General features: G+C 49.7%; 14 protein-coding genes. 11 read left to right on the plus strand and 3 right to left on the minus strand.

All coding sequences use genetic code 11. The annotated features are described in order from the left end of the window. The first annotated feature begins 25 nt into the window (after positions 1-25). The 4 genes from gpr to hemW all read left to right on the plus strand — a co-directional run bounded on the left by gpr (position 26) and on the right by hemW (position 5560). A complete protein-coding gene (gene gpr / locus ABC831_RS06275; RefSeq protein WP_343247382.1) occupies positions 26-985 on the plus strand; it encodes a GPR endopeptidase in 960 nt (319 codons plus the stop codon). Positions 986-1077: 92 nt separating this feature from the next. Beyond that, a complete protein-coding gene (locus ABC831_RS06280; protein WP_343247383.1) occupies positions 1078-2391 on the plus strand; it encodes a stage II sporulation protein P in 1314 nt (437 codons plus the stop codon). 199 nt (positions 2392-2590) lie between these two features. After that, positions 2591-4405 (plus strand): translation elongation factor 4, encoded by a 1815-nt coding sequence (gene lepA, locus ABC831_RS06285; protein WP_343247384.1) that lies wholly within the window; start codon positions 2591-2593, stop codon positions 4403-4405. Then, on the plus strand, positions 4406-5560 hold the full coding sequence (gene hemW / locus ABC831_RS06290) for a radical SAM family heme chaperone HemW (protein WP_343247385.1): 1155 nt from the start codon (positions 4406-4408) through the stop codon (positions 5558-5560). It abuts the gene before it with no gap. 7 nt (positions 5561-5567) lie between these two features. On the opposite strand, the gene ABC831_RS06295 is transcribed toward hemW, so the two are convergent. From ABC831_RS06295 to ABC831_RS06305, 3 genes are all read right to left on the minus strand, one after another. Then, positions 5568-6125 (minus strand): chromate transporter, encoded by a 558-nt coding sequence (locus ABC831_RS06295; protein WP_343247386.1) that lies wholly within the window; start codon positions 6123-6125, stop codon positions 5568-5570. Beyond that, complete coding sequence (locus ABC831_RS06300) at positions 6122-6676, minus strand: chromate transporter (RefSeq protein WP_343247387.1); 555 nt, start codon at positions 6674-6676, stop codon at positions 6122-6124. Before ABC831_RS06300 ends, ABC831_RS06295 begins: the two co-directional genes overlap by 4 nt. 486 nt (positions 6677-7162) lie before the next feature. Further along, positions 7163-9232: an RNase J family beta-CASP ribonuclease gene (locus tag ABC831_RS06305; protein WP_343247388.1), complete on the minus strand. Its 2070-nt coding sequence runs from the start codon at positions 9230-9232 to the stop codon at positions 7163-7165. Positions 9233-9980: 748 nt separating this feature from the next. On the opposite strand from ABC831_RS06305, the gene hrcA reads away from it, so the two are divergent. From hrcA to ABC831_RS06340, 7 genes are all read left to right on the plus strand, one after another. After that, positions 9981-11012, plus strand: a complete 1032-nt coding sequence (gene hrcA, locus ABC831_RS06310) for a heat-inducible transcriptional repressor HrcA (protein WP_343247389.1) — start codon at positions 9981-9983, stop codon at positions 11010-11012. 28 nt (positions 11013-11040) lie between these two features. Then, entirely contained in the window at positions 11041-11694 is a 654-nt protein-coding gene (grpE, locus tag ABC831_RS06315; protein ID WP_343247390.1) for a nucleotide exchange factor GrpE, read from the plus strand. 34 nt (positions 11695-11728) lie between these two features. Further along, positions 11729-13597, plus strand: coding sequence for a molecular chaperone DnaK (dnaK, locus tag ABC831_RS06320; RefSeq protein ID WP_343247391.1), 1869 nt, complete (start codon positions 11729-11731; stop codon positions 13595-13597). 77 nt (positions 13598-13674) lie between these two features. Then, entirely contained in the window at positions 13675-14817 is a 1143-nt protein-coding gene (gene dnaJ, locus ABC831_RS06325; protein WP_343247392.1) for a molecular chaperone DnaJ, read from the plus strand. Positions 14818-15067: 250 nt separating this feature from the next. Next, positions 15068-15535: a zinc ribbon domain-containing protein gene (locus ABC831_RS06330; RefSeq protein ID WP_343247393.1), complete on the plus strand. Its 468-nt coding sequence runs from the start codon at positions 15068-15070 to the stop codon at positions 15533-15535. Positions 15536-16093: 558 nt separating this feature from the next. Next, a complete protein-coding gene (gene prmA / locus ABC831_RS06335) occupies positions 16094-17047 on the plus strand; it encodes a 50S ribosomal protein L11 methyltransferase (RefSeq protein ID WP_343247394.1) in 954 nt (317 codons plus the stop codon). Beyond that, positions 17048-17809 (plus strand): 16S rRNA (uracil(1498)-N(3))-methyltransferase, encoded by a 762-nt coding sequence (locus tag ABC831_RS06340; protein ID WP_343247395.1) that lies wholly within the window; start codon positions 17048-17050, stop codon positions 17807-17809. Positions 17810-17824: the final 15 nt, after the last annotated feature.

Genomic DNA, 17824 nt, shown 5'->3' on the forward strand with positions numbered 1-17824 from the left:
CTTTTCTATAAATAAGGAGGATGCTATGTTGGACAAATTCAGAGTGCGGACAGACCTGGCACTGGAGGCAAAGGAAAGTTTTGAGCAGGATGATGTGGAAATCAAGGGTGTCGTCGTGGAGGAAGAATACGATGAGGAGCGGGAGATCCATATTACAAAAGTAAAAATCGAGACCGAAAAAGGGGCCAAGGCCATGGGGAAACCGATTGGTACCTATATCACCCTGGAGGCTCCGAATATGTCTGATCCCGACGAAGATTACCACAAAGAAATCTCTACGGTACTGGCCGATCATATCAGGAATCTGATCGATCACTCTGAGGAAGAGCAGTCCATCCTGGTGGTGGGACTGGGCAACCGGGAGGTAACCCCGGATGCGCTGGGGCCGGAAGTCGTAGGCAACCTTCTGATCACCCGTCATGTCATTCAGGAATACGGAAAACTGGCGATGGGAAAAGACAAAGTCAATCTGATCAGCGGTATTGTCCCCGGGGTCATGGCTCAGACAGGGATGGAGACACTGGAAATCATCCGTGGGGTAGTGGAGGAGACCAAGCCCAGTCTGGTAATCGCCATTGACGCTCTGGCCGCCAGAAGCACCAAACGGTTAAGCCGTACGATACAAGTCACAGATACCGGCATCAACCCAGGATCTGGGGTGGGTAACCACCGGCACGCGCTGACCCGGAAAACACTGGGGGTTCCCGTGATCGCCATCGGGATACCGACGGTAGTGGATGCGGCCACCATCGTCAACGATACGATGGAAAATTTGATTGAAGCCATGGAACAGTCTGATCATATGAAGGGATTCGGCAATACCTGGCGGGAATTCGACAGCTCGGAGAAATACCAGTTGATCCGGGAACTGATTTCGCCGCATCTGAATGGTATGTTCGTAACGCCAAAAGATATTGACGACACGATTAAGAGGATTAGTTTTACCGTATCAGAGGCCCTGAATATGGCTTTCCAGTTATCCTAAGCCTCCACAAGTGCCCTTGAGGCAGCGCTTCGATTACAAGCATATTCCCCTGCAGAGGGGAATATAATTTGTAAGAACGGAGTGGTCACACAATGAGCCATTTTCAGAAAATTTCGAATCTCTTCCTATGGGTAGTGATTTTAATTCTGGGATTATATATCATATTTCATGGAACAAAAGCCCTGAGCAATGTACAGATGCAGGGCAGTTTTTCGGACCTGGCGGGCCAGGTGGAAAGTTATCTGAATAAAAAGGCCATTACAACGCATTTGCCAGGTCTGATGTATTCGGCTGCTTATGAAGAGCAGCCGTCTGATTTTAGTGTATATGTGGCGGAAAAAGCATTTGATCTGATCCCGCTGTTCGGCTATCTGGAAGAACACTCCGGATATACGACGGAGGTGGAGAGTGCCTCCACCTATGAAATGATATTGGCGGGGGAGGCCAACGATGAAAATGCCGTAAATGAGATGACCGGGGAACTGATTCCGTCCGATACGGAAAACGAAGCGATGCAGCAGGAAAATGCCGCGGCCCTGGCCAATGCCATGCAGGCAGAAAACGCCGCTGCCAATCCTGCGCCCAGTGAGCAGGTGGATGTATCCCAGATACAGGAGGCCCAGGAGGCGGCGAACCAGATCTCCATGGAAAAATTAAATGACTATGATTATCTGATCAATAACTTTTACGTAGTGGACAAAACGACCACGATTACCAGCAGCCAGCTCAATGCATCCCAGCTTCTGCAGCAAAATATGGGGATCGCCCAGGATAACAGCGTTCCCCAGATCCTGATCTACCACACCCATTCCCAGGAAAGCTTTGTGGACTCTATTCCCGGAGATCCCAGTACTACCATTGTGGGAGTAGGGGAATATCTGACGACTCTACTCAGGGATAAGTATCACTTCAATGTCATTCACCACACGGAAGTATACGATATGATTGATGGGAAGCTGGACCGAAGCAAAGCTTATGCGTTGGCGGAAACCTCCATCGCGCAGATTCTGGCTGATAACCCTTCCATTGAAGTCGTGATCGACCTGCACCGGGACGGGGTGGCCGAGGGCACCCATCTGGTTACCAATATTAACGGTAAGGACACCGCCCAGTTCATGTTTTTTAACGGCTTGTCCCGGACGACCAAGATCGGAGATATTTCCTATCTGCCCAACCCCTATATCCAGGATAACCTGGCCTTCTCCCTGCAGTGTCAGCTGAAAGCCGCCCAGTATTATCCCGGAGTGGCCAGAAAGATCTACCTGAAAGGATACCGCTATAACATGCACTTTAAGCCCAGAAGCCTTCTGGTAGAATGCGGTGCACAGACCAATACCCTCCAGGAAGAGAAAAATGCCATGGAGCCTCTGGCAGATATCTTACATAAAGTGCTGACGGGGTCCTGATTAGAAAGGTGCCAATCCCCTCTCAAAATCCCCATTTACCAAAGTTGGCCGTGAATCGTAACGATATATGAAAAAGGTATGAAAAAGGTCCGGAAAACCGCCTGGACAATAATCCTAGGTCTGTGATATAATGCTACTCGACAAAGTACGGCTGCCTGAGGAGATCTGCAATCGAATCCGGTACCATAGGAGGATGAATATGTCTCATATCGATCAGAGTAAAATACGGAATTTTTGTATCATTGCACATATTGACCACGGCAAATCGACGCTGGCGGACCGGATCATCGAGATGACCGGACTTTTAACCAGCCGGGAGATGCAGGCCCAGGTGCTGGACAATATGGAGCTGGAGCGGGAGCGGGGAATCACGATCAAGGCGCAGGCCGTGCGTACCATATATAAAGCGAAAGATGGAGAAGAATATATCTTCAATCTGATCGACACGCCGGGACACGTGGATTTTAACTACGAAGTATCCCGAAGCCTGGCGGCCTGCGACGGGGCGATCCTGGTGGTGGATGCGGCACAGGGAATCGAGGCCCAGACGCTGGCCAACGTCTATCTGGCGCTGGATCACGATCTGGATGTGATGCCGGTGATCAATAAGATCGACCTGCCAAGCGCGGAGCCCCAGAGAGTGATTGAAGAGATTGAAGATGTCATTGGCATAGAAGCGCAGGAGGCCCCTTTGATTTCAGCGAAGGACGGAACCAATGTGGAGGAAGTGCTGGAGCAGATCGTAAAGAAAATTCCTGCGCCGGCAGGCGACCCGGAGGCTCCGCTGCAGGCACTGATCTTCGATTCCCTGTATGATTCCTATAAAGGGGTTATCGTATTCTGCAGAATCAAAGAAGGTACGGTCCGCAAGGGAACGCCGATCCGAATGATGGCGACCGGGGCGGAAGCGGAAGTCGTGGAATTAGGCTACTTTGGAGCCGGACAGTTCATACCCTGTGAAGAATTGTCGGCCGGTATGGTAGGCTATATCACGGCCAGCTTAAAGAACGTCAAAGATACCCGGGTAGGTGACACGATTACCAACGCGCAGCAGCCCTGCGATCATCCGTTGCCGGGATATAAAAAAGTGAATCCTATGGTATATTGCGGAATGTACCCGGCCGACGGGGCGAAATATCCCGATTTGCGGGATGCGCTTGAGAAACTTCAGCTCAACGACGCCTCCCTCCAGTTTGAACCGGAAACTTCCGTAGCGCTGGGCTTCGGCTTCCGGTGCGGATTCTCAGGGCTTCTGCACCTGGAGATTATCCAGGAGCGTCTGGAACGGGAATACAATCTGGATCTGGTGACCACGGCGCCCGGTGTTATCTATAAGATATACAAAACCAACGGGGATGTGGTGGAACTGACCAATCCCTCCAACATGCCGGACCCTTCCGAGATCGAATATATGGAGGAACCCATGGTCAGCGCGGAAGTCATGGTGACTACAGAGTTCATCGGCGCCATCATGGACCTGTGTCAGGAACGCCGGGGGCAGTATCTGGGGATGGAATATATAGAAGAAACCCGTGCTGTTTTAAAGTACGACCTGCCGTTAAATGAAATCATCTATGATTTCTTCGACGCCCTGAAATCCAGATCCAGAGGATACGCGTCCTTTGACTATGAAATGAAAGGCTATGAGCGCTCTGAGCTGGTCAAGCTGGATATCCTGATCAACCGGGAAGAAGTCGACGCACTCTCCTTCATCGTTCACGCGGGAACCGCCTATGAGCGGGGACGCAAAATGTGCGAAAAGCTAAAAGAGGAGATCCCCCGCCAGCTGTTTGAGATTCCGATCCAGGCCGCCATCGGCAGCAAGATCATTGCCAGGGAGACCGTGAAGGCCATGCGAAAAGACGTGCTGGCTAAGTGCTACGGCGGCGACATCACCCGTAAGAAAAAATTGCTGGAGAAACAAAAAGAAGGAAAGAAGAGAATGCGTCAGGTGGGCAATGTAGAGATCCCGCAAAAAGCATTCATGAGTGTACTCAAACTGGATGACAAATAAATGAAAAAAGATCTGAGCATTTATATCCATATTCCATTCTGTGTAAAAAAATGTGGCTACTGTGACTTCTTATCTATGGCAGGAACCGAGGAGGAGCAGGAGCACTATGTGCGGACCCTGCTCCAGAAGATGGAGCGGACCCGGGAGGCCGCCGGCCAATACCGAGTGAACACCATCTTTTTCGGCGGGGGGACCCCATCCATACTGCCTGAGTCTTTGATGGGCAGACTTATGGACAAGCTCTTCGACCTCTATGAAGTAGAGCCCCGTGCGGAAATCACGATCGAGGCCAACCCGGGCACGCTCACCCCGGAAAAGCTCGTATCCTACCGGAAAATGGGGATCAACCGTTTAAGCATAGGCCTTCAATCCACCAAAAATGAAGAATTAAAGCTTCTGGGCAGAATCCATACCTATGAAGAATTCCTGGAAAATTATGAACAGGCCCGAAAAGCAGGCTTTGAAAACATCAACATTGATCTGATGTCGGGCCTGCCTGGCCAGTCCACGGAATCCTGGAAACAGACCCTCAAAAAAACGGCGGCACTGCATCCCCAGCATATCTCCGCCTACGGACTTATGATTGAAGAAGAAACGCCTTTCTACCTATTATATAAAGACGACGTGACGCGCCGTGACCGGGGAGAGGAACCCACGCAGCTGCCCACCGAAGAAGCAGAGCGGGAGATGTATTATGACACCGCCGGAATCCTGGATGAGTTCGGATACCACCGCTACGAGATATCCAATTATGCCCGCCCCGGTTATGAATGCAGGCATAACATCACATACTGGAAGCGCGGCGATTATCTGGGCTACGGCCTGGGTGCCGCCTCTCTGATGGAAAACCAGAGATTCTCAGTCACCAAAGACATGCAGACCTACCTGACCAAAAAGTACGTCTACGAAGATCTGGTGACCCTGTCCGCCACCGAGCAGATGGAAGAATTCATGTTCCTGGGCCTTCGCATGATGGAGGGGATCTCCCTGGGAGAATTCCACGACCAGTTCCATCGCAGCTTCTGGGATATCTACGCCTCCGTGTTTCGGAAGCTGGAGGATCAGGGCCTCCTGGTCCGCGAAAAAAACCGGATTTTCCTTTCCGATAAGGGAATCGATGTGAGTAATTATGTAATGGCCAGCTTTTTAATGTAAATTCGGGTTACAAACGGAAAAGAATCCCCATTACGGCGCCAAAGGCAAGAAATGTAACAGGATGTAGTTTTTTGAGCCTGGGAATATTAAGAAGGCCGAAGGTAAAGACGGCCAGCAGGATCACTCCCCAGACCGGCGTGAGATTTCCGGATTCTGAGCTTACGAATAAGGAAGTTTTAAACAGCCCGATTACCGCAGAGGCGATCAGCGCAGCGACAGCGGGGCGGATCCCGTAGAACACCGCCTGTACGATACGGTTTTCACTGAAACCGGACAGAAATTTTGCGATCAGCACAATGATCAGGATACTGGGGAGAACCAAAGCCATGGTGGCAACGATGGCACCGGGAACACCGGCTGTGTGAAATCCCGAGTAGGTGGCCATATTCACACCGATCGGCCCTGGGGTGCTCTCGCTGACCGCGATCATATCCGTCAGCTCAGCGGCGGAAAACCAGCCGTATTTATCCGCGAGTTCCATCAGGAAAGGGAGGGTGGCCAGGCCGCCGCCCAGCGCAAACAATCCCGTCTTAAAGAATTCCACAAATAGCTGCAGATAGATCATGACTTTGCCCTCCTCTCCCTGAACCGTTTGACCCCGACCCCGATCCCGGCGGCCAGCACCACAAGTAACACCACCGGAACCGGAGAAAACAGTGCCAGCAGGAGAGTTCCGAAAAAGACCAGATAACAGATCCAGTCCACCATACTTTTCCTGGCCAGGGTCAATACGGTGCCCAGCATCAATGCGCAGACGACAGCACGGATTCCGGCCAGCGCATGGGCCACATAGGCATTCTCCATGAAATTCATCAAGACAGAAGCAACAAGCGAGATAATCACCAGAGAGGGAAATACCATTCCCAGAGTAGCCATCACGCCTCCCCAGGTGCCTTTTCGTTTATATCCTACAAAGGTCGCGGTGTTAACGGCAATAATACCCGGTGTGCACTGTCCGATGGCGTAATAATCCAGTAATTCGTCTTCTGTCACCCATTCCTTCTTCTCCACTAATTCATGTTTCAGCATCGGCAGCATCGCCAGTCCGCCTCCAAACGTCAGCGCACCGATCTGCGCGAATGTACAAAATAACTCGATCAGTTCTTTCAAAGTCACCGCCTCCTCAGTATTTCATAGTATCTTCAAATCTAATGCTCCATGTATTGATTCTGCCAGTAAGATGAAAACCTCAATTTATCTATTATACGGTCTGTAGGATGAAAACCTCAATTAATCTATTATACGATCTGTAGGATGAAAACCTCAATTAATCTATTATACTGTCTGTAGAATGAAAACCTCAATTAATCTATTATATTGTCTGAAAGATCAAAACCTTATACTATCATTCTATTATATCCTCAAACCAGAGCCCCTACAATCATCGTTTCCAATCTCATCAAAAATATTAACCCAGGCAAACAACACAAAAACAGAGGACATTAAAAACCACTATAGTTCATCGAACACCGAACAGATTACGGGCGATGAATCATGTAACACACTGGTTTTTTCAGTCCTCTGCATATTTATCTAAGATATATTGAATTGTACAATAAAGCAATTACCCCAATAATAGGTTTCTTAAAAGGCAGCCGTCTCTTAAACTTCCATAATAACAGGCAGGATGATCGGGCTGCGCTGTATTTTCTTCCACAGATAGCTGTCCAGACTGTCTTTTATTTCCTCCTTGATCCGAACCCAATCCCGGCAATTTTGTTCCTCACACTTAGCAATTGCCTTTAACGCGATCTGCTGCAGTTCCTTCATCAAACTGCCGGATTCGCGGACATAGACAAATCCTCTGGAGATAATGTCAGGTCCTGCCATCAGACGGTTCGAACCGTGTTCCAGCGTCAGAGTCACGATCAGAATTCCATTTTCCGCCAGGTTCTGGCGGTCACGGATCACGATATTTCCCACATCGCCGACGCCGAGACCATCTACAAAGATCCCCCGGGCAGGCACTTTCGAGACAACCTTTCCCCGCTCCTTAGAAAGCTCCAGCACATCCCCGGCCGCCAGCACAAACGTATGCTCCTTGTCGATCCCCAGATCATTGGCGATATGGGCGCCGGCCAGCAGGTGCCTGTACTCCCCGTGGACCGGAATCGCATAGAGAGGCTTTAAAAGGGAATAGATCAGCTTGATCTCTTCCTGACAGGCATGGCCGGACACATGGGTATCCTGGAAAATCACATTGGCTCCCTTCATTGCCAGCTCATTGACTACCTTGGACACAGCTTTTTCATTTCCCGGGATCGGTGTGGAACTGAAGATGATCGCATCATTGGGCATGATCGACACCTTTTTGTGAGTGGAATCCGCCATTCTGGACAGTGCCGCCATAGCCTCCCCCTGGCTTCCTGTAGTAATGAATACCAGCTTTTCAGCTGGATACTTATTCATATCATCCACATCGATCATTGTGTTTTCCGGCACATGGACATAACCGAGATCCGATGCGATCCGGATGACCGTATCCATACTCCGTCCCTGCAGGATCACCTTTCTGCCATACTTATAAGCCGTGTCCATGATCTGCTGCACCCGGTCCACATTGGAGGCAAAGGTTGCCACAATGATCCGGTTATTTTTATTTTCCGCGAAAAGCGTATCAAAAGTCCTGCTCACCTTGGTTTCGGAAGGGGTAAAACCAGGGCGGATCGCGTTGGTACTGTCACACATTACGGCCAGCACGCCCTTCTTACCGATAGCCGCCATCCGCTGCAAGTCGATGGACTCCCCAAATAAAGGCGTATAATCCACTTTAAAATCTCCGGTATGCACAATGGCTCCCATAGGGGTATACACGGCCAGAGCGGAAGCTCCCGCTATACTATGGTTGGTCTTGATAAATTCCACCCGCAGATCCCCCAGATTCACGCTGCTTCCCTGCTTTACCACTTTGCGCCGTACTTTCTTCATGAGCCGGGCCTCTTTTAACTTATGCTCGATCAGTCCCATGGTAAGCTTCGTTGCATATACCGGTACATTCAGCTGAGGCAGAATATAAGGAAGTGCCCCGATATGGTCCTCATGGCCATGAGTGATGACAAAGCCTTTGACCTTTTCCTGATTCTCCAGCAGGTAAGAGACATCCGGAATAACCTTATCAATTCCCAGCATCGTCTCATCCGGGAAAGAAATCCCGCAGTCGATAACCACGATCGTATCCTTATACTCAATCGCGGTAATATTCATCCCGATCCGGTCCAGACCCCCCAGCGGAATAATCTTTACCGTATCGCTCCCAGCCGTCAGCTTATAATCCGTATCCACATCGGAATGCCCGATATGCCCGGATTGCTTGGAAGGATCTTTGGCCCCGCCATCCTGGACAGCATTCTCTTTCTTAACGGACTTAGCCGTACCAGAAGCTTTAGCGGCAGTCTTTCTCCTGGCCGTGTTCCGGCTGCCGGTATCCGCACGCTTGTGCGCCTTTTCCGCTGAAGTCCCGGCACTGTCTGATCCTGTCTTAGCCCCGCCGCGATCTGCTGCAGACTTGGTCTTGGACTGGTCAGTCTTTCCCTTTGCGGCGGCCTTGGTACCGTCAGATTTGGAAGCTGCGGCCCTGCTGTTTCTTTTGCTGCCCCCTGTTGTCCCAGCAGTGTTACTGCCGCTGCTTTTTTTACTAATATCTGTAGAGATATCATTTGATTCATTCTTCATTCATTTACACTTTCTGCATTAACATGCGTTTTTCTTTTATAATTGTACATCCGGACGGTTCCCTGCGTTTCAAGAGAGCCCCCTGATCCCAAACCCATCGGTGAAGGAAGCATTCAAACATTACCTCATGCACAGACCGGAAAACAAACCCAAAGAGGCCTGGAAGGTAAACCTGCAGCATCCCATAATACATGCCCTGCGGGAGGGTTCGCAGTATTCGCTGCTCAACAGAGTATTACATTACGCAAACATAATCTGCATTTCTTTTCACAAGGTATGAGTATCTTTACTACAGCAAACAGACAATCCTACCTATTAAAAGCCTGTACAATGATTTCTCATAGTCGCAGATTTCTTACCACAAGATAAATTCCGTATACACAATTGTTTTCATTATACATTGCCTAATTACCAAAAGCAAGGGGCAACTTCCAAAGAATCCCCTAGAACTTCCAAAGAATCCCCTAGAATCATAAAGAAAGAGGTTCCCCCACCTTCGGAGTTAGCCGTTCTTAGGTCCGGCCGAAGGGATTAGCCCCCGCAAGATGAGCCGCCCGGCATCAAGCCCCCGCCGTTTCCCTATCTTCACCGCTCCTAAGTCAACACCCCGCCTGCAGCCAGCCTCCAGAATTTTTAAAAAATATGTGAAATGGTATTGACAAAAATTAGGGGGAGTGCTATGTTAATTACAGATGTTAGCACTCCTCAACAACGAGTGCTAATAAAGCAAAAAGAGAGGAGCGATTGGATGCAGCTGGACGACAGAAAGACGAAAATATTGCAGGCGATCATCCGGAACTATCTGGAAACCGGCGAACCTGTAGGTTCCAGAACGATTTCCAAATACTCGGATTTGAAATTGAGTTCAGCCACCATTCGCAACGAAATGTCAGATTTGGAGGAGATGGGATTTATTGTACAGCCCCATACATCTGCGGGCCGGATCCCTTCCGACAAAGGTTATCGGCTTTACGTCGATCAGATGATGGAGGAAAAAGAACGGGAAGTCACGGAGATGAAAGAACTCATGATCCAGAAGGCTGACCGGATGGAGTCGCTGCTGCAGCAGGTGGCTAAGGTATTGGCACATAATACGAATTACGCGACGATGATTTCCTCGCCTCAGTACCATCATAATAAAGTAAAGTTCATACAGTTAAGCGAAGTGGATGAGACTCAGATCCTGGCGGTCATTGTTGTGGAAGGCAATATCGTGAAGAATAAGATTATCACGGTGGATGAGCCTTTGGATAATGAGAAGATCCTGAAGCTCAATATTATGCTGAATACACAGCTCAATGGATTGACGCTGGAAGAGATCAACCTGGGAATGATCGCGAACCTGAAGGAACAGGCCGGAATCCACAGCGGACTGGTGAGCGATGTGCTGGACGCGGTGGCGGAGGCGATTAATCTGGACGATGATCTGGAGATTTACACCAGCGGCACCACGAATATTTTCAAATATCCGGAGCTGTCCGACAGCGAACGGGCCAGTGAACTTTTGAGCACCTTTGAAGAAAAGCAGCAGTTAAGCGATCTGGTAAATGAGACGCTGGCTAACGCGGACGAACATGGAATTCAGGTTTATATCGGGAATGAGACACCGGTACGGGCCATGAAGGACTGCAGTGTTGTGACCGCGACTTATGAATTAGGGGAAGGTATGCAGGGAACCATAGGTATCATCGGACCAAAGAGAATGGATTACGAAAAAGTAGTGAGCACTCTCAAAACACTGATGGTTCAACTGGATGCGATCTATAAGAAAAAAACATAGGCAGAGATAGAAAGGAAGGTAACCAGGCTTGGCAGAAGAAAAAGATACGATAAAGGCAGATCAGCAGGAGACAGCAGATATTCCAACGGATCAGGAGAATACGGCGGCAGAGACAGCGCAGGCAGCAGACCAGGAACCGGCGGAAGATAACGTGAAGGAAGCTGAAGCTGCACAGCCGGATACACAGGAAGGCGACGAGAAAAAAGAGAAGTTCAGTAAGAGAAAAGAAAAGAAAGAAAAAAGAGATAAGAAAGATGAAAAGATCGAAGAGCTGTCCGACCAGGTAAAACGGCAGATGGCGGAGTTCGATAACTACAGGAAGCGGACCGAGAAAGAGAAGTCCCACATGTATGAAATCGGCGCAAAAGAAGTGATTGAAAAGATGCTGCCGGTTGTGGATAACTTCGAGAGAGGCCTTGCCAGTGTGCCGGAAACAGGACGGGAAGATCCATTTGTGGAAGGCATGAACAAAATTTATAAGCAGTTGATGACCACGTTGGATGAGATTGGTGTAAAACCGATCGAGGCGGTGGGAGGCGAATTTGATCCGAACCTGCACAATGCGGTTATGCATGTGGAAGACGAAGAGGCAGGCGATAACATCGTTGTGGAAGAATTCCAGAAGGGATATCTTTACAAAGAAAGCGTCGTTCGTCACAGCATGGTAAAAGTAGCAAATTAAACAAATAGAATGATAGAATCAGGAGGAAATCATAATGGGAAAAATCATAGGAATTGACTTAGGTACAACAAACTCATGCGTAGCAGTTATGGAAGGTGGAAAACCTGTCGTTATAGCGAATACGGAAGGAGCCAGAACCACACCGTCTGTAGTCGCATTTACAAAAACAGGAGAGCGTCTGGTTGGAGAGCCGGCAAAGCGTCAGGCGGTTACCAACTCTGAGAAGACCATCTCCTCCATCAAAAGACATATGGGAAGCGATTTCCGCGTAGACATTGACGGGAAGAAATATACCCCTCAGGAAATCTCCGCCATGATCCTTCAGAAATTAAAAGCGGATGCGGAAAACTACCTGGGTGAAAAAGTCACCGAAGCAGTGATCACGGTTCCTGCTTACTTCAATGACGCGCAGCGTCAGGCTACCAAGGACGCAGGTAAGATCGCAGGACTGGATGTAAAACGTATTATTAATGAGCCGACCGCTGCCGCTTTGGCCTACGGCCTGGATAATGAAAAAGAACAAAAAATCATGGTTTACGACTTGGGCGGCGGTACTTTCGACGTATCCATCATCGATATCGGCGACGGAGTCATCGAGGTTTTGGCTACCTCCGGTAACAACCGTCTGGGCGGTGATGACTTTGACCAGAAGATTACCGATTATATGATCGCAGAGTTCAAGAAAAATGAAGGCGTAGACCTTTCCGCTGACAAGATGGCTCTCCAGAGATTAAAAGAAGCCGCAGAGAAAGCGAAAAAGGAGCTGTCCTCCGCCACCACCACCAACATCAACCTGCCGTTTATCACCGCCACAGCGGATGGCCCGAAGCACTTTGACATGAACCTGACCAGGGCAAAATTTGACGAACTGACCCATGATCTGGTAGAATTAACCGCAGAGCCTGTAAAGAACGCATTGAGAGATGCCGGAATCACAGCTTCTGAACTCAGCAAGGTATTATTGGTTGGCGGTTCCACCAGAACCCCGGCTGTTCAGGATAAAGTAAAACAGTTGACCGGACATGACCCCAGCAAGACCTTAAACCCCGATGAATGTGTAGCTCTCGGAGCTTCCATCCAGGGCGGTAAGCTGGCTGGAGATGCCGGCGCAGGGGAAATCCTGCTGTTAGATGTTACCCCGCTGTCTCTGTCCATCGAGACCATGGGTGGAATAGCAACCAGACTGATCGAGCGGAACACGACGATCCCTACCAAGAAGAGCCAGATCTTCTCCACCGCTGCAGATAATCAGACGGCCGTGGATATCAATGTCCTTCAGGGTGAGCGTCAGTTTGCGAAAGACAACAAGTCCTTAGGACAGTTCCGGTTAGACGGAATCCCGCCTGCAAGACGGGGCGTGCCGCAGATCGAGGTTACCTTTGATATTGATGCCAACGGTATTGTGAATGTTTCCGCGAAAGACCTGGGAACCGGAAAAGAGCAGCATATCACCATCACCGCCAGCTCCAACATGTCTGATTCCGATATCGACAAAGCAGTCAGAGAAGCTGCCGAGTTCGAGTCTCAGGATAAGAAACGTAAGGAAGCCATCGATACCAGAAACGACGCAGATGCTATGGTATTCCAGGTGGAAAAGGCCATGGAAGAGGTCGGTGATAAGATTGATGCCAATGACAAAACTGCGGTACAGGCAGATGTCAACGCATTAAAGGAGATCATTGAGAAAACCAACGCAGAAGAGATGACAGAAGCTCAGGTAGCCGAATTAAAAGCTGCCAAGGATAAATTGATGGAAAGCTCTCAGAAGCTGTTTGCTAAGGTTTATGAGCAGGCACAGCAGGCTGCCGGAAATGCAGGAGCAGGCCCGGATATGGGCGGTGCGGCAGACGGCGGTTCTTATCAGGCCGACGACGTTGTAGATGGAGATTACAAAGAGATCTAAGAGAAATCGAATAGGAATTTATAAGGGGAAGAACCACTCTTCCCCTTATCCTGATGAAACAGAGAGGTTGAACAGATATGGCAGACAAGAGAGACTATTATGAAGTCTTAGGCGTGGATCGAGGAGCCGATGATGCTACCATAAAAAGTGCATACAGAAAACTGGCGAAAAAATACCATCCCGACATGAATCCGGGAGACACCGAGGCGGAGAAAAAGTTCAAAGAAGCTTCGGAAGCATACGCCGTACTTAGTGATGCGGAAAAGAGGCGACAGTATGACCAGTTCGGTCATGCGGCCTTTGACGGCTCAGCCGGTGCCGGAGGCTTTGATTTTTCCGGTATGGATATGGGTGATATTTTTGGTGATATATTCGGCGATTTGTTCGGCGGAGGCAGAAGCAGCCGCAGGGCCAACAACGGACCCATGCGCGGGGCGAATTTACGCACCAGTGTAAGAATTACCTTTGAGGAGGCGATCTTCGGCTGTGAGAAGGAGATCGAGCTGACGCTTAAGGATAACTGTTCCACCTGTCACGGAACAGGAGCAAAGCCCGGCACCTCTCCGGTCACCTGTGAGAAGTGCGGTGGAAAAGGCCAGGTGGTATTTACCCAGCAGTCCTTGTTTGGTATGGTTCGGAATGTACAGACCTGTCCGGACTGTCACGGAACCGGCCAGATCATCAAAGAAAAATGTACCGATTGTCACGGAACGGGCTACATTGCGAACCGCAAGAAAATCCAGGTATCGATTCCGGCCGGCATAGACAACGGCCAGAGCATCCGTATCCGGGACAAAGGCGAACCCGGAACCAACGGCGGCCCCAGAGGCGATCTGATGGTTGAAGTCGTAGTATCCAGACACCCGATTTTCCAGCGCCAGGACGCCAACATCTTCTCCACGGCCCCCATCAGCTTTGCGGTAGCGGCCCTGGGCGGAGACGTCAAGATCAGCACAGTGGACGGAGACGTCCTCTACACCGTAAAACCCGGAACCCAGACAGACACCAAAGTACGCCTGAAGGGCAAAGGAGTCCCTTCCCTCAGAAATAAAGACATCCGGGGCGACCACTATGTAACCCTGGTTGTTCAGGTACCCACAAAGCTAAACGAGGAAGCCAAGGAAGCACTCCGCAAGTTTGACGAGGCCAACGGAAACACGCTGAATCAGTCCCATGAGGGGAATGAGAAATCTAAGAGAAAAGGGTTTAAATTTAAATAGGAGACGCGCGGACCTTGCAGGAACCGGGGCCATTCGCCGGGAACATTTGATATGTTCCCGGCGAATGGCCCCTTGCCCGTCGTTGGCGCGGCTTTAGAGCAACGGGGGGTTGCTTGTGCTGCCTCATATAAAGCGGTAAAATTATAGAAAGCCGGCTAAAATAAGTGACATTTTTTGAAAGTGTGTGAGCTTATTTTAGGTACAACTTTATGATCTGATTAGCCGGTCGCGGAAAAGGAGGAAATGTACAATGGAAACAAGGGACGCGATATTAGAATTGCGGAAAAGTCTAAATTTATCTCAGGATGAATTTGCCGAGAAATTATTAGTCACCCGGCAAGCCGTTTCCCGCTGGGAAAACGGGGAAACCACACCCAATATAGATACACTCAAATTGCTTGCGAGCATCTTTGATGTGTCAGTGGACTATCTGTTAGGTCAGCCTGCAGGACAATGCCAAAGCTGCGGAATGATTATGGAAAAAGACAGCGACAAAGGAACACAGAGCGACGGCAGCAAATCAGAGGAATATTGCGCATTTTGTTATCGACGGGGAGAATTCGCTCAGGATATCACGATGGAGGAAATGATCGAACATAATTTAAAAGATCTGGATGAATGGAATAAAGACACCGGTCTGCATTTAACAGAGCAAGAGGCAAGAGAACAACTTAGGGAATTTCTGCCGACGTTAAAACGCTGGAAAAAGGACCAATAACACGGATTCAATCCACTGATAATAAAGAAGCCGTGCTCAAGCGTCCAATCTAATACGGAACAGCATTTCCGACATCTGGCGGGTCTGCATTATAAAATGAATGAAAGTACATCATAAAACATAAAAACAGCCTATAAAATTAAACCATGAAACAGGGCTTTATATAAAGTAGGGAGGAGCTGGGGGCGGCGGCTGGCTTGCGGGGGCGGGGCAAAATTCGTGGGGACAAATCGCTTGAGGCTGTATCTTAGAACAGGTTACGCAGATGGTGGGAGAACCTCGCAGGGCCTGGAACACTGTCCGAGCCGTATTTTGGCGAGTTTGTTCCAGGCCTTGCTAATAAGAGGTTCTCCCGCCATCGTAGTTACCTGTTCTTAGATCCAGCCGAAGCGATTTGTCCCCACGAATTTTGCCCCGCCCTCGCAAGCCAGCCGCCGCCCCCAGCTCCTCCCGGCCCCATCGAAAAAATCCCCCCTCATCACCAGCACAAGTTTCCCTCTTGTTTTTCATGGAGCACCTGTGGTAATATGGGAAAAGACGAAATATGAGGTGAATCCCGTGAAATGGAAAAAATTTACGATTAAGACAAAAACAGAAGCAGAAGATCTGGTGATCAGCAGCCTGGTGGATCTGGGGATCGAGGGCGCCGAGATTGAGGACAAGGTGCCTTTGACGCAGAACGATAAGAAACAGATGTTCGTGGATATCCTGCCTGACGGGCCGGAGGATGACGGCATCGCCTATATCAGTTTTTATCTGGAGGAGGATACCGATGAGACGGAACTCCTGGCGCAGGTGAGGGAAGAACTGGAAGGGCTGCGTATGTTCGTGGATGTCGGAGAGGCCGGCATCGAGGCGTCCGAGACAGAGGATAAGGACTGGATTAATAACTGGAAGCAGTATTTTAAGCAGTTCTATGTGGATGATATCCTGATTATCCCGTCCTGGGAGGAAGTGAAGCCGGAGGACGAGGGGAAGATGATCATTCATATTGATCCCGGTACGGCTTTTGGGACTGGTATGCATGAGACGACCCAGCTCTGTATCCGGCAGCTGAAGAAATATGTGCGGCCGGGGATCGATGTACTGGATCTGGGCTGCGGCAGCGGGATTCTGTCTATCGCCGCCTGTAAGCTGGGAGCCGGGCACGCGGTGGGGACGGATCTGGACCCCTGTGCGATTAACGCTACCCATGAGAACATGGAAGCCAATGCGATTGAACCGGGCCGCTTTGAGGTGATGATTGGTAATATCATCGATGAGAAAGAGATCCAGGATGCGGTCGGATATGAAAAATATGACATTGTACTGGCGAATATTCTGGCGGAAGTGCTGGTGCCGCTGACTCCGGCGGCCATCGCAGCGATGAAACCGGGAGCGCTCTATATTACCTCCGGGATTCTGGATGTGAAAGAGGAACTGATCGTGCGTACGGTGAAAGAAGCCGGACTGGAAGTTGTGGAAGTGACCCGTCAGGGAGAGTGGGTCAGTGTGACGGCGAGGAAGAGATAGATGTACCATTTCTTTGTGAATCCGGGGCAGATACAGGAGTCTGGAATCGTCATTCTGGGAACGGATGTGAATCATATCCGGAATGTTCTGCGGATGAAACCGGGAGAAAAAGTATGTGTGAGCACAGACGGAACATTCCGGGAATATTTATGCGAGATATCGGAGATTGAGCCGGATTGTATCCGGCTTGGGATATTGTCCGCAGAAGAAGAGAATCGTGAATTGCCCTGCCGGATCACGCTGTTCCAGGGGCTGCCCAAAAGCGACAAAATGGAGCTGATCATCCAGAAGGCGGTGGAATTGGGCGTATCTGAGGTGGTTCCGGTTGTGACCCGAAGGACGGTCGTAAAATTGGATGCCAAAAAAGAACAGAATAAATTAAAACGCTGGAATGCCATTTCGGAGAGCGCGGCGAAACAGTCCGGCCGGATGGTAATTCCGAAAGTCAAAGAGCTGATGAAGTTCTCAGATGCCCTGGCCTATGCCAGGAACATGGATCATGTTTTTATTCCCTATGAACATGCGCAGGGCATGGAAAAAAGCCGGGAATTGCTCCAGGCTGTGGGGTCAGGCCAGTCTGTAGGTGTTTTCATCGGACCGGAGGGCGGATTCGAAGAAGACGAAGTGCAAAAAGCCTGCGGCATGGGCGCGTCTGCGGTATCCCTGGGCAGACGGATTTTGAGAACGGAGACCGCGGGACTCGCCATTCTTTCCGTTTTAATGTTCCAGTTGGAATGCAATGACGCAATTGGGATAAACTAAGACAAGGCAAAAATA

Origin of the sequence: Diplocloster hominis, from assembly GCF_032380655.1 — a bacterium.
GTDB lineage: Bacteria > Bacillota > Clostridia > Lachnospirales > Lachnospiraceae > Diplocloster > Diplocloster hominis.